The 13,708-nt window shown below is 49.1% G+C and carries 11 protein-coding genes and 1 pseudogene; 5 read left to right on the top strand and 7 right to left on the bottom strand.

What is annotated here, in order from left to right:
* The first annotated feature begins 49 nt into the window (after positions 1-49).
* From H6F88_RS16095 to H6F88_RS16080, 4 genes are all read left to right on the top strand, one after another.
* A complete protein-coding gene (locus H6F88_RS16095; RefSeq protein WP_190643770.1) occupies positions 50-1,324 on the top strand; it encodes an amidohydrolase family protein in 1,275 nt (424 codons plus the stop codon).
* Between the two features lie 74 nt (positions 1,325-1,398).
* Positions 1,399-1,935 (top strand): YkgJ family cysteine cluster protein, encoded by a 537-nt coding sequence (locus H6F88_RS16090; RefSeq protein WP_190643769.1) that lies wholly within the window; start codon positions 1,399-1,401, stop codon positions 1,933-1,935.
* 124 nt (positions 1,936-2,059) lie between these two features.
* The gene (locus H6F88_RS16085; protein WP_190643768.1) at positions 2,060-2,644 is read left to right on the top strand and encodes a TRAP transporter small permease subunit; all 585 of its coding nucleotides are present in this window, start codon (positions 2,060-2,062) and stop codon (positions 2,642-2,644) included.
* A 79-nt stretch (positions 2,645-2,723) separates the two neighbouring features.
* Positions 2,724-4,058, top strand: coding sequence for a TRAP transporter large permease subunit (locus H6F88_RS16080; protein ID WP_190643767.1), 1,335 nt, complete (start codon positions 2,724-2,726; stop codon positions 4,056-4,058).
* An 11-nt stretch (positions 4,059-4,069) separates the two neighbouring features.
* Here H6F88_RS16080 and H6F88_RS16075 read toward each other — a convergent pair.
* A pseudogene (locus H6F88_RS16075) lies at positions 4,070-5,193 on the bottom strand (TRAP transporter substrate-binding protein).
* A gap of 535 nt (positions 5,194-5,728) precedes the next feature.
* Here H6F88_RS16075 and H6F88_RS16070 point away from each other — a divergent pair.
* Positions 5,729-7,324, top strand: coding sequence for a gamma-glutamyltransferase family protein (locus H6F88_RS16070; protein WP_347277706.1), 1,596 nt, complete (start codon positions 5,729-5,731; stop codon positions 7,322-7,324).
* Between the two features lie 86 nt (positions 7,325-7,410).
* Here H6F88_RS16070 and H6F88_RS16065 read toward each other — a convergent pair whose 3' ends face one another.
* From H6F88_RS16065 to H6F88_RS16040, 6 genes are all read right to left on the bottom strand, one after another.
* Positions 7,411-7,584 carry a hypothetical protein gene (locus H6F88_RS16065; protein WP_190797202.1) on the bottom strand — a complete coding sequence of 58 codons (174 nt, stop codon included), beginning with the start codon at positions 7,582-7,584 and terminating at the stop codon, positions 7,411-7,413.
* Between the two features lie 11 nt (positions 7,585-7,595).
* A complete protein-coding gene (locus tag H6F88_RS16060; protein WP_190643765.1) occupies positions 7,596-7,961 on the bottom strand; it encodes a DUF1257 domain-containing protein in 366 nt (121 codons plus the stop codon).
* 287 nt (positions 7,962-8,248) lie between these two features.
* The gene (locus H6F88_RS16055) at positions 8,249-9,499 is read right to left on the bottom strand and encodes a DUF4336 domain-containing protein (protein ID WP_190643764.1); all 1,251 of its coding nucleotides are present in this window, start codon (positions 9,497-9,499) and stop codon (positions 8,249-8,251) included.
* Positions 9,500-9,646: 147 nt separating this feature from the next.
* Positions 9,647-10,060 carry an AraC family transcriptional regulator gene (locus H6F88_RS16050; protein WP_190643763.1) on the bottom strand — a complete coding sequence of 138 codons (414 nt, stop codon included), beginning with the start codon at positions 10,058-10,060 and terminating at the stop codon, positions 9,647-9,649.
* 316 nt (positions 10,061-10,376) lie between these two features.
* Entirely contained in the window at positions 10,377-11,009 is a 633-nt protein-coding gene (locus H6F88_RS16045) for a response regulator transcription factor (RefSeq protein ID WP_190643762.1), read from the bottom strand.
* Complete coding sequence (locus H6F88_RS16040; RefSeq protein WP_190643761.1) at positions 11,006-13,513, bottom strand: histidine kinase; 2,508 nt, start codon at positions 13,511-13,513, stop codon at positions 11,006-11,008. The genes H6F88_RS16045 and H6F88_RS16040 overlap by 4 nt, the downstream gene beginning before the upstream one ends.
* Positions 13,514-13,708 lie beyond the last annotated feature (195 nt).

Here is a 13,708-nt window from a genome sequence, read left to right as displayed (position 1 = left end):
TGATTGCCGGTTTAATAAGAGCGTATTGTCACGATTTAACAGTTTTTCAATGGATCTAAAAATTACCAATGCAATTCTGCCCGGACGGCAAGGACAGTGGGATGTGGGAATTGCGGGCGATCGCATCACCCACATTGCCCCAACTCTAGCCGCATCCGCAACTCAAACTCTAGATGCTCAAGGAAACCTGCTGATTCCAGGACTGGTGGATGGGCACATTCACCTCGACAAAGCCTTGATTCTCGATCGCTATCCAGCTTTAGATGGCACATTTGATGAAGCCCTACGCGAAACTTTGAAACTGAAGCAATCATTTACGATTGAGGATATCCAAAATCGGGCAAGACGGGTAATCGAGCAGGCGATCGCCTTTGGCACAACTGCCATGCGAACTCATGTCGAAGTCGATCCAACGATGGGGCTTGATGCGATGGAGGCATTGTTGCCCTTGCGGAAAGCTTACTCCTGGGGCATTACCCTACAGCTTGCCGTTTTTGCCCAAGAGGGAATTACAAACCACGATGGATTAAGGGATCAACTCCGTCAGGCGCTAGCAATGGGAGGAGATGCGATCGGTTCTGCCCCTTACGTCGATCCAGATCCAAAGCGAAATATTGAAACTGTATTTGATCTGGCGCAGGAATTTGACTGTGATGTTGACTTTCATCTTGACTTTTTAGATAACGATGAGCCGTTACTCTTGCCGTTCGTGATAGAAGAAACGGTCAGGCGAGGCTGGCAGGGACGGGTTTACCTGGGACACATGACCAAGCTAGCAGCCTTAACACCTTCAGAACTAGAGACGTTAGCTGCTGCAATGCGAGAGGCAGGAGTGTCTGTTTTGGCGTTACCTGCAACTGACTTATACATGATGGCTCGCAAAGATACTCACAATGTTCGTCGTGGCATTGCGCCCGTGCATCGTTTAGCAGAATTAGGAGTCACGGTTGGGCTAGCAACCAACAATGTATTCAATCTGTTTACTCCATTTGGAGATGGCGATGTGCTGAAGCTATGTACCTTACTAGCGCAAGTGCTGCACCTGGGAACCGTATCGAGCCACCAGCTTTGTCTGGAAATGGCAACCAGTCAGGCAGCAGCGGCGATCGGCATCCAGCATCACGAAATTGAAGTCGGCAATGTAGCTGATCTGGTATTGCTGAATGTGCGTTCAGTCAGTGAGGCGATCGGTGCTGCCCCCATGGGACGCACTGTCATTAAAAATGGAGTTGTTGTGGCACAAAGCAAAGTAGAACAACAGTGGTTTGTTCCCAAGCTAGTTTCTCTGCGATCGTGCTGTCCTAAACAGGAGCATGAATTCTAATACAAACAATGGCAGCAGCCCTAAAATGCTGACAGGGTTGGGGAGAATAGTAGGGGAAAACAATCAACTTTGAGATGGACGAATTACAACAGTTACTACAGGACTTAGATGAACGCATTGAATCAAGGGTTCAGGCTATCCGATCTGAGCGAGACTGGTGGCCCTGCCGACGGGGATGCGACCATTGTTGCCGTCACCTTGCCCATCCTCCTGAACTCAGCGCTGCGGAATGGAAACGGGTAGATGAAGCCGTCGCGCAACTCCCAAATTTAGAACAGGCTGTCGTCGAACAGAAAATCAATGCCCTTCTGCAACAGATTGCTCAGGATACTCTCGGCTCATCCGTTGTGTGTCCCTATCTGAATGAGCAGGAGGGAGCTTGCCGAATTTATCATGCTCGCCCGATCGCCTGTCGAACCTATGGTTTCTTTGTTGCCCGTGACCACGACCAATACTGTCAGCAGATTGAGACTGAGATTACTCAGCGTGAGGAGAATGCAATTGTGTGGGGCAACGCGGAGGCAGTTCGTCATGACCTTGAGCGGATGAGTGGTGCCCCTATTGCTTTTGAGAAACACTATGGCAATCGCCTTATCAATCAGTCGAAATGAGTCCGATGCCCATTCCAAGAATTAGGGCTACAGTAGGTTGCCTCTCCCGCTGTAGCCCTTTTCTGTTGCAACATTAGACTCATAAAGATGTAGGATTTGTGAAACTCTAGACGAACAAATTTAAATGCGAATTTTACTTAAGTTTGCACGGGCGATCGATCGCCTGATCGAGGTCTTGGGGCAAGGGACGGATTGGCTCGTAATCCTAACTGTTGCCGTTGGTTTTTATAACGTGGCTGTCCGCTATATTGGACGATTTATTGGATTGCAGCTTTCCTCCAATATTCTCATTGAGCTGCAATGGTATTTATTCTCAATTATCTTTTTGCTGGGCTTTGCTTACATTTTGAAGCACGACCAGAATGTACGGGTCGATTTTTGGTATGCCCACTGGAGCGAACGACGAAAAACCTGGATTAATTTGATTGGAACGCTGTTCTTTCTAATTCCGTTTTGCAGTCTGGGTCTTTATGTTGCCCTCAATCCCGTGTTGGCATCTTGGGGGCAACTTCCAGATGGAACGTGGGGAAGCTGGGAGGTTTCTTCTGATGCCAATGGGTTGCCCCGTGCCCCAATCAAAACCATGCTACTGGTAGGATTAGCCCTGCTGTTGTTACAGGCGATCGCCCAAGCCATTAAGTATGCTGCCCTTCTATTAGGACGGCCAGTCAATGTGCAGCAAGATGCAGAACAACTTCCCTACGAATAAAGTTGGCTAAAACTGACCTTAAAATGCACACTTTTACAGCTTAAAAGATAACTAATTAATCATCGGGAGCAAGACCAGTATGGGGTTTGAGTGGCTGGCGATCGCCATGTTTGTCGTCTTTTTTATCATTCTAATCAGCGGGTATCCCGTAGCGTTTTCTTTTGCGGGAACGTCTTTAATTTTTGGGGCGATCGGTTTGGCAGTGGGTGCTTTTAACCTCAACCGCTTGCTGCTGCTGCCGAATATCTGGTTTGGCACGATGTCAAACTTCACCCTGCTTGCTATTCCCTTCTTTGTATTTTTAGGAGCCATTTTAGAGAAATCTGGCATTGCTGAGGAATTGCTAGAAACAATCGGCATTTTGATGGGGCGATTGCGTGGCGGATTAGCCCTAGCAGTTGTAATTGTAGGAACCATGCTCGCCGCGACAACAGGTGTAGTTGCTGCAACCGTGATTGTGATGGGAATGATTTCACTGCCGATCATGCTGCGTTATGGCTATGACAAGCAGCTTGCCTCTGGTGTGATTGTCGCATCTGGAACTCTTGCTCAGTTGATTCCTCCCAGCCTGGTATTGGTCGTTCTGAGTGATCAGATTGGCGTGTCAGTAGGAGATTTGTTTTTAGGCGCATTAATTCCTGGACTCATGCTAGCGGGGTCTTATGCTCTATATGTTTTGGTAGTGGCGCTAATGCGACCTCAGACGGCTCCGGCACTCCCTCCAGAAGTGCGAATGATTGGCGGTATGGCTTTATTTCAAAAACTTTTAAAGGCGGTTCTACCACCCATCTTGTTAATTTTTGCAGTGCTGGGCAGCATCTTTTTTGGCATTGCAACTCCGACTGAGGCAGGAGCCGTTGGAGCCGTTGGAGCCTGCGTGTTAGCAGCCCTCAACCGACGCTGGAATCAAAAACTTATCCGTGATGCAGCCCATTCCACGGCATCGATTACGGCTCTCGTGTTGATTATTCTTTTTTGTTCTTCCTTGTTTAGCCTTGTCTTTGATGACTTGGGTGGCAAGCGACTGATTACCGAATTGCTGGTCAGCTTACCGGGTGGTTATCTTAGCTTTTTGATTGTCAGTAATATTGTGATTTTTTTGCTGGGTGTTTTTCTAGAGTTTATCGAGATTTGCTTTATCGCGATGCCGCTACTAGTGCCCGCAGCACAAGCTTTGGGAATCGATATGGTTTGGTTTGGGGTGATTATGGCAATTAATCTGCAAACCGCCTTTATCTCACCCCCAGTTGGGTTTTCCCTGTTCTACCTGCAAACGGTTGCGCCCAAGGAAGTTAGCACGATCGACATTCACCGAAGTGCCCTTCCTTTTATGGCATTACAAGTTGTGGTGTTGTTGATCGTGATTGTCTTTCCCCAAACGGTGAGTTGGCTTGTGAATGCGTCGTTTCAGTAAAGCTGGTGATGCTATCCGTTTAACTTGCTGTAGGTGAAACGGGTAAAGCTGGATTCATTCAGATTGTCCCAGGCATAAACGCGATCGCGAAATTCTCTCCATTCCGAGTACACGGACTGAAAATCAGCATCTTGGGCAGCAAATTCGTCATAGAGTTCCAGGGCAGCTTGTTGTGCAGCCTCCATAATTTCATCACTGTAGGACCGTAACTGAACGCCCTTATCCACTAGCCGCTGCAACGCTTCATTGTTACGGGTTTCATAGCGTGAGAGCATGGTCACATTCGCTTCATAAGCGGCTGTTTGCACGGCGGACTGATATTGGGGGGGAAGGTTGTTCCATTCGTTGAGGTTGATTTGTACCTCTAAAGTTGCGCTCGGTTCCCACCAGCCGGGATGATAGTAGTATTGAGCAACTTCATTCAATCCAAGTTTTTCATCATCATAAGGGCCCACCCATTCTGCGGCATCGATCGCCCCCGTTTGAAGTGCCTGGAAGATTTCCCCACCGGGTAAATTCTGCACGGTCACGCCTAGTTTTGCCATTACCTGCCCACCCAGTCCAGGAATACGCATTTTCAAGCCTCTCAGGTCATTCACGGACTTAATCTCTTGCGAAACCATCCGCCCATTTGGGTGCCCGTATTACCAGCGGGAAATTGAATCACATTAAACTTGCTGGCATAGAGTTCTTGCAGTTTTTGCAGCCCTCCGCCTTCATAGAGCCACGCGTTTTGCTGTTGCGCCGTCAGCCCAAAGGGAACTGTTGTGCCAAAGGCGAGAGCCGGACTTTTGCCAAGGTAATAGTATGAAGCCGAGTGCCCACAGGGAACCGCACCTTGAGACACAACATTCAGCACTTCAAGTGGAGGAGCCAGTTCACCCGCAGCTCGGGGAGTGATCTTGAACCGATCGCCAGTCAGGCTAGCGAGGCGATCGCTAAACACCTGAGCGCCCCCAAAAATTGTATCCAGAGCAACGGGCCAACTCGTCGCCATTTCCCACTCGATCGTCGGTAAATCGGTGCTGGTGGCATTGGATGTTCCAGTAGCAGAATTAGACTGCTGACAGGCGGCAAGTCCTGCTGCGCTAGCGGTTCCAAGGGCAACCTGGTTCAAGAGTGTACGGCGTTTCATGGCGGGTTTCTCCAACGTGACGGGATTGATTTTGATCGGCTGAATCGACTGGTTAACCGAGTTGGATGGCTCAACTATGACGAGAACCATTTCCTCGTCAATGAGGGCTGCCCGACTCCAGAAGTCTGAAGGGATGACTTCAAGCAGCATGGGTGCAAGCAGTGAAGCGATCGCGGGAATGGTGTATTCCCTTCATCAACCTTTGTAAACGGCGATCGCCCAACTCCATTAGAGGCGGGGTCTAAATATTTTCTCAGATTATGTGCTTGTCCCCATACCAGAAAGAGTTTCGATTTTCCAGGTACAGATTATCGGGGTACAGGGTAGTACACAGGACTTTCTGTGAGAGTGGTAGCGCGGCCCCGCCGCGCTACCACTCTCACAATTCCAAAAATTAGGGTTACAGATAGAAGGGCACCCCGCTCAGCGGGGTGCCCTTCTATCTGTAACCTCTTTTTAGAGAGACGGTATTACACCTCAAAAAGTGATTGATGTAGGAGGTTTACAGTATGAATGTTGCTTTAATGGACAGCCTGTGAATCCTGTAGACCTGACTCAGTACCCTTATCCCTCAACCCGTCGAGTTGTTTTATCTCAACACGGTGCGGTGGCGACTTCTCAACCGCTGGCAGCAATGGCTGGAATGGAGATGCTGGTTGCTGGGGGAAATGCCGTCGATGCTGCGATCGCCACCGCGATCGCCCTCACCGTTGTTGAACCAACCTCCAACGGCATTGGCTCTGATGCGTTTGCTTTAGTTTGGGACGGTAAGCTGCAAGGGTTGAATGCTTCTGGATACAGCCCCGCCGCCCTCAGCCTTAAAGAATTTGATGGGATGAGAAGTGTACCTGAGCTAGGTTGGCTACCCGTCACCGTGCCAGGGGCAGTCTCAGCCTGGAGAACCCTCTGGGAAAGATATGGCAAACTTCCCTTTGAACGTTTGTTTGAGCCTGCTATTCGATGTGCAGAAGGGTTTCCGGTTTCACCTGTGACCGCCCAAGCCTGGAAGCAAGCTGAGCAGGTTTATTTGCCTCAAACCGCTGCTGAATTTGAACCTTTTAAGGCTGTTTTTTTCCCGGAGGGGAGAGCACCTCGACCGGGTGAAATATGGCGCAGTCCCTTACATCGCAAAACTTTGGAGGCGATCGCCAACAGCGGGGGGGAGAGCTTTTATCGAGGAGAACTAGCAGAAAAAATGGCGGCTTTTGCAGCAGCGACCGGAGGGTTTCTAACACAAGCTGATTTGGCTGCTCATCAAGCAGATTGGGTAGACCCGATTTCTACAACCTATCGTGACTTAACCGTGTGGGAAATTCCGCCAAATGGTCAAGGGTTAACCACACTTTTAGCACTCAACATTCTAGAGAATTTTGACCTTGCTAATCATCCACGTGACTCGGTTGAGAGCTATCATTTGGCGATCGAATCGATGAAACTGGCGGTTGCAGATGCCTATCGCTATATTGCTGACCCGCGACACATGGAGTTTCCCTACGAGTGGCTTTTGGATAAGTCCTATGCTCAAGAGCGCAGCAAGCTGATTGGAACGAATGCTTTGCCGCTTGCTCAGCCAGGTTTACCCAAAGGAGGAACCGTTTATCTGGCTGCGGCAGATGGGGAACTGATGGTGTCTTTCATTCAATCAAACTACGCAGGTTTTGGCAGCGGTATCTTAGTGCCCGATACGGGTATCGCACTGCAAAATCGGGGAACTGGATTTGTTTTGCAGCCTGATCATCCCAACTGCTTCCAACCTGGGAAACGCCCCTTTCACACTATCATTCCGGGTTTTCTCACAAGAGATGGAAAGCCTTTAGGCCCGTTTGGAGTGATGGGTGGGGCAATGCAGCCACAGGGACATCTTCAAGTGGTGGTCAACCTAGCTGATTATGTAATGAATCCGCAGACTGCTCTGGATGCTCCTCGCTGGCGATTTATGGAAGACAACAAGGTGTTGTTAGAGCCACAAACGCTTGAAGATGTGGTGGCAGGACTGCAAAACAAGGGACACCAAATCGGTATCACTACAGAAGCCTCATACTTCGGCAGAGGACAAATGATCTTGCGTCATGATGATGTGTTGATGTCTGCCTCAGAACCTCGTGCAGATGGTCTTGCAATCGGTTGGTAATACCTTATCTCACGGAGGGAGTGCTCTGGGCGATCGCCCAGAGCACTCCCTCCGTGAGATACAAAGAAGTAACCAAATCAAGCAGGTTAACTGATGCTGCTATAGTAAATGACAGCAATAAATAAGATGGGAAGCAGAACCGCTAGCGTTACAGCAAAACGAAAGATTGGATTCGGCAATTTTTCAGGAGTAATCACATCACGCTTGGTTGGATCAGCGGATTCCTGCTTTTGTGACTTTGTAGCATTCATATCATTCATATCTGTAGGACTTATGCAGTTAGATGATTTTGCAGTGAGAGTTTGACATTTGCATGTTGTAAGCCAGGACGTTTCACTTCTGCCAACGTCTTATTGATTGCGTATTTTTGATTCACCACATCCATCAGTTTTGTCAGATCGTGCTTCTTCGCGACACCCCAAAGGTCAGCGATTATAGCAAGTGAACCATCTGAGTGACGCAACCAGCCTAGATCACAGTCCCCATCCAGCACGGCAACAATGTCAGCTTGAACGGTTTGATTGCATAGTCCTCGTACCTCAGTATTTGTTTTCACCTCCATCCCTAAATCCTGTAATGATGCTTTTAGGATTTCAGCATCCGTTAGTTTGCTCCGTAATGTACTAAAGTGAGACATATCAGATTTCCTTGATGATTAATCCAATTCTTTAAAGTGAGTGACACTACCTACAGGCGTGGGATAATTCCCAAACCTGGAAGGTACGTCTATCACCAAGATAAATAAGACATTGTTAAGTTTTATTGCTCTAAAGAGAGACATTGCTGGTAATCACAACCCTCCAAAGTACGGAGCAGTGTGCTCTGTTCAAGGTGTTTCTCGTACATCGCAATACTTGACTGCTTAATAAATACATCCCAGGCTGCTCAATCAGAATCAGGCTGCCTGCGTAGATAACACTCCTATTACACCTTCTCCTTAGGTGGGGTAGCAATACCACGCCTGACTAGATTGGCTTCCAGATTCCTGATGAATTCAAAATCTGTTTCGGGTAAGTGCTGATTTCTACTAATCAACAAATCTGCATTCGTAGAAGCCTCTTTCTCCAAGAAGCTAAAAGCCTGTCGAAACTGTTGTGGGCTGGCTTTAAAGGGTGCGTCAAAGTGACAGGAGATAATTTGGCGAAAATCCCATGCTGCAACCTGATCTGCCCACTCAAGAACTTGTTTGGGTGCCTGAATCAGAATGAGTGTTTGCAAAATAGGGGCAACAAAGGGTCTTCCATCACTCCGTAAAGCCTGAAATGACTGCTTCCAGGTATCTTTCCAGCGAAATGGGAATAGCCCAAAGTATGATTTTTTGGAGCGCTCAGGTGCTTTAAATGCATCGCTTAGTGTCTGCCCCAATCCAACGGTCTCTAGTGCACCTGGACGAAAGTAAAGAGCAAATAGTGCAATCCGTTGCCACCCTTTACGGCGGTTGGCTTCGGTGTTTTCTGGTTGTTCAAGGGCACTCTCTCTGGCGTGAAACAGCAAGGGGTATGGGTCGAGTTGGGCGATCGCAGGTGGTTCCTCTGGCACAGAAAGCACGGAATCCGTCACGAGCAGCGTGTGCGATCGCCGATGCAAGACTGCCACCTCTGCAAAGGAGCCTCGCCCCAAGTTAAAATCCAGCACTGCGTAGTCAAACTCATCGGCAAAAGGCGCTTTGCTGCTATCCTCTGGCAGCACATGAGTTCGACTTTTGGGAAAGCCAAGCCAACTGAGCGGCAGGTTCAACGGAAAACTCCATTGATTCGGTGCAACAAACACCTGCGCTTGCGGAAAGCGTCTGGCAAACGGACCTACAAAAACCTTGTGCTCCAACCCTGAAGAAGTCGGCAGAATGATGTACTGAACCTCTCCATGAACTGCCACTAGCTCTTTAACTAACTCAATACACTCATTGGTTGGTGCAACCGGGGCGTAGACGAGCAGTCCACCTGCTTCCAGCTTTACGACGGTCATCCGGATTGGCACAATCGTGTAAAGGATGCCCTGAAGCTGATCAAACGTCCAAATGGTGTCTGCTAACACTTCCCGTCGAAGGGTGCGTCGCTTGCTGTAGGGGTACAGGGGTACAGCGGGCCAAAAGTTCCATGACCAGTCTTTGGGATTAAGACTCAGATCAGGCGATCGCTCCTGCGATTGTCTTTTTGACCCATGCTCTGCGCTCATAACTCTTGACTACATTCACGTCCTTCTCCAAGTTTGTAACACTATGAGCAGAATGTGTGCCTTCGGGGGTTACTTGTTACTTGTTTCAACAAAATTCACGACCCTCGGCGGAGTGTCCAATGTGTATTGTGAGGAATCGATGCTTGGCTACGATCGTTGAGCAAATTGTTTAGGACTAGTGCCCTCTGAGCGTTTGAAATGAAAACACAAGTGACTTTGATTAGAAAAGCCAACTTCCAGCGCAATGTCAGCAATGCTGAGTTGGTTTTGCAACAATAGCTGTTTGGCGCGTTCTATCCGCTGTTGCAGCAAATAGTGATAGGGCGATACCCCGGTTGATTGCTTAAATAGACGACAAAAATGAAATTGGCTGATGTTGACATGAGCAGCGATCGCCTCCAAAGAGAGCCCTTCATTCATATGGAGATGGATATACTCAAGGACTGCTCTCAACTTGCGAGGTGATAGTCCTTTGGCTGAAAGGGGATTGATCGGTAGATCACCAGTAGTGGGGAGGGGGCGATCGATCAAGATAGGGGGCTGCTGTAAGTTATTATTCATCGTCTTTTTACTGATGATTTGCACTATGAAGCTTCTCTATCGTTCTGGATGCCAATTTGATTTAAATAGGTTGCAGATGTAGGTAGGGGCGCACCGCAGTGCGCCCCTACAGAAATTGGTGTGTCGCGAAATCTGTTGAAATTGGTATTACTAGTAAACAGCTTCAGCCTAAAGGTAATAACTGTTGCTGTCACCTAGAGTCAAGTCAGCCCATTTCCTCTCCAAAGGAACATCAAAATTACTGGGCTAGAGGAGAGCTTTATACCTGATCAAAAAGACAGGATGTTGCCCAAATGCTCTCAGGACCCAAACGCCATTAAGGATTGAGACGAGCCAGTCCACGCTTGAGGGCAACGATGACGGCCTGAGTGCGATCGCTCACATTCAACTTGTTCAAAATATTATTGATGTGAAACTTGACAGTGCCTTCAGAAATGTTTAGGGCAGACATAATATCGGCATTCCCTTTGCCATTGACCAATAGCTGAATCACCTGCTGTTCTCGCTGGGTGAGGGCGGTCGCGCCGAGGCGATCGCTCAATTTCAAGGCAATGTTAGACGGCACATATCGCTGTCCTTGATGCACCGTATGAATGGACTGCAACAGTTCCTCAGAAGTGGTGTCTTTGAGCAAATAGCCCCGCGCTCCAGCTTGCAGTCCCCGATAGATATCCTCATCGGTGTCGTAGGTTGTCAGCACAATAATTTTTGCCTGGGGAGCAGTTGCTCGAATCTGGGCGATCGCCTCCACACCATCTAGATTGGGCATTCGCAAATCCATTAGCGTTAGGTCAGGCTGATGCAGATTGTAGAGCTCTACCGCTTGCTGACCGTCTTCTGCCTCGGCAACAACCGTCATATCTGCTTCTCGATTGAGAATCGCTACTAAACCATCCCGAACTACAGCATGGTCTTCTGCCACGAGAATACGAATAGGTGAAGAGGTCATGTCGCTTGCCCTCCCGACGTGGGTACGGTTACTGAAATTGTAGTGCCCGATTCAGGCTGGCTAATCAGGCTGAAACGACCGCCCAGCCGTTGCGATCGCTCTTGCATTCCGATCAGCCCAAACCCCTGATCTACTGTGATCTGCTCTGGGTCAAAGCCTTGTCCATTATCCACCACGTCTAACTGCACCACTTCAGATCCGAAATGTAGCGTCAGGTAAACCGCTGTTGCCTGAGCGTGCCTTAAAACGTTGGTCAGAGCTTCTTGCCCGATGCGTAACAGGTTCATCTCGATCATGGGAGAAAGCGGGAAGGGAGTACCCCTCACCTCAACGGTTGCTTTCAACCGAGTGCCTGTGGTCATGCGCTGTGCAAAATAATGGAGGACGGTTGGCAAATCCTGTGACTCTAACGCTTCTGGACGCAGTGCCCAAACCGAACGACGGGCTTCTGCCAAGCCGTCACGGGCGAGGGCACGGGCTCGTGACAGGTGTTCATGGGCGACTTCGGGTTGAGTGGCCACAATACCTTTAGTCGCTTCCAGTTGCAGGATGATTCCTGTTAAAGCCTGAGCAATTGTGTCATGAATGTCGCGGGCAAAACGGTTGCGTTCTTCTAACAAGGCTGTTTCTTTTGCGGCTTCTGCAAGAGTAGTGAGCTGCATCACCAGAGCGATTTGCTGCGCCAGTGCCAAAATCAGTTCTTCATCCACCAAGCGCAGGGCAACGGGATGGGAGAACGCCATTGCTAGGAAACCAAAGGGGCGATCGCCCACCAGCAATACGCAACTACTCGTTCCTCGAAGTCCTTTGGCTTGAAACCATTCTGAAACACCAGTCCACAGTCGACCTGAAAACTCACTGATGTTAAGAGTTGCGAGTTGAGGATGTTGACAAAGGTGAGTAAAGACGGGTGTGGTGGTGACAGGAATGGGCGATCGAAAAATGGCAGGTTCATCGTCAGCAGGTGTCCAAAACACCTGTTCATCCCGCACCCGCAGTTTCAGAGTGAGTGCATCTTGAGCAGCATCATAGCTAAACACATGTGCTACCGATGCACCTGCATAGCGAGTGACTTCGAGCAACAACTGCCCCAGCACGTCATTTAAGTTAGGCTCGGTAGACAAACGACTCAAACTGTTTCGTAGCAAGGTATTCGCTCGACTTAACTCGGCTGCTTGCTGCTGAGCAGCTTTCTCCCGTTCACGGGCGATCGCCGTTTCCACAGCGCGATCGCGAGCCTGGGCAGAAAGTCGGCTGGCTTGCATCGCGAGTGCAAGCTGTTTCGCAAGTCCCTCAGCCAGCATGATTTCTACATCTGAAAAGGGCTGATTTATCCCTCGGTAGATTACCAGTGCCCCATCTGCTTTGCCGTCAACCAGGAGAGGTTGGTTGAGTTCCAGTCCCCAGCCCTGGGAAATCGCGAAGGCATGAAAATCTGGCACGCTTTTAGCACAAGTGTGGTCGATAATAACGGCGTGTGTGCGGTCTCGAACGGTTGTGCCATGCAGATGCTCCAGCGGCACGGTGAATCCAGTGGCAAGTTGATGGAGTACCTGATGATGCTCTGGGTCAAGCAGTTGCAGTTCCATAGGATTGAGGATTTTGCCACTGCTATACCAGTAGCGCAAATACACAGTTTGATCCCATTTGTGTTCGTAGTAAGCGCAATCAGCAGCATTAAATGTCCGCGCTACAATCGCCAGCACTGCGGGGATAAAGTCATCAAAGTTATCTAAAGCACCGAGGGTATCGATGGTCTGCTGCAAGGCTTCATTCGATCGAGCTAGTTCTGTGACTCGCACCAGTTCTGCTTGTAGCAGAGCTTGCTGGGTTCGCTGCCGCTGAATAGCACTCCCTACACAGTTTGCCAAAACTCCCAATACGCTCAGTTCTGCTGGGTTGCGGTGTCTCACCTTCTGGCAGTCATCTAATCCAATGGCTCCCCACCACTGTCCTTCAACTTGAATGGGTACAAGGTAAGTTGCTTTTACACCAACGGCAAGCTGACTGCTGCGGAAAGGTTCAGGGGAATCTTCGATCAGATAAGCAACGGTTTGCCCCTGTTGCAATCGCTCAAATATCTCTGGAATCTCTTCATAGCTACCCTGAGCCGCAGTCGAATCAGAAAATTGGCAAGGAGTGCCGGGTGAATCCCACTCGTACAACACCCGCCAATGGGGAAATAGAGTGTTTGAATCCGGGGCAAAGTTTTCAATCACGTTAACGCGATCGCTTTCCAGAGTCTCACCGAGCAACTGTAAGGACTGTTGGATGGAGCTATCCAGGTTTGCTGCGGTCAGCAATATGTGAGCTACGGTTGCGGTGGTTTCCAGGAGGCGATCGTGCCGTATTTCCGTTTGAGAATTGTGGCTAAGCAAATTAGTCTTATCCAGCCCTGGTTGGGCAAAACCAAATTGAAGCTCATTGAATCTGTCATTTTCTGGAGTCAGGGGACTATGCGGCAATTGGGCAATTGAATCATCCTGAAGGAATGGTTCCTGCATCGGTGCTGACTCCAGCTTGATCAACTTTTCAGAAGAAATGACTTGCCTTCAGATTCAATATAAAGCGCCTGAGAGCAGACTTCCAATCATGAATAGGGATTTACAGCAATTTCCACTTGGATAAACCACAAATCTCTGTAGGGGCACGGCAATGCCATGCCCCTGCGAAAATCGTTCGTCAAAAGTGCAATAACC

Source organism: Oculatella sp. FACHB-28, from assembly GCF_014696015.1.
In the GTDB taxonomy this organism is placed as follows: domain Bacteria; phylum Cyanobacteriota; class Cyanobacteriia; order Elainellales; family Elainellaceae; genus JAAUTN01.
The sequence above is the reverse complement of the archived record's forward strand: the minus strand, read 5'-3'. Positions and strand labels throughout refer to the sequence as shown.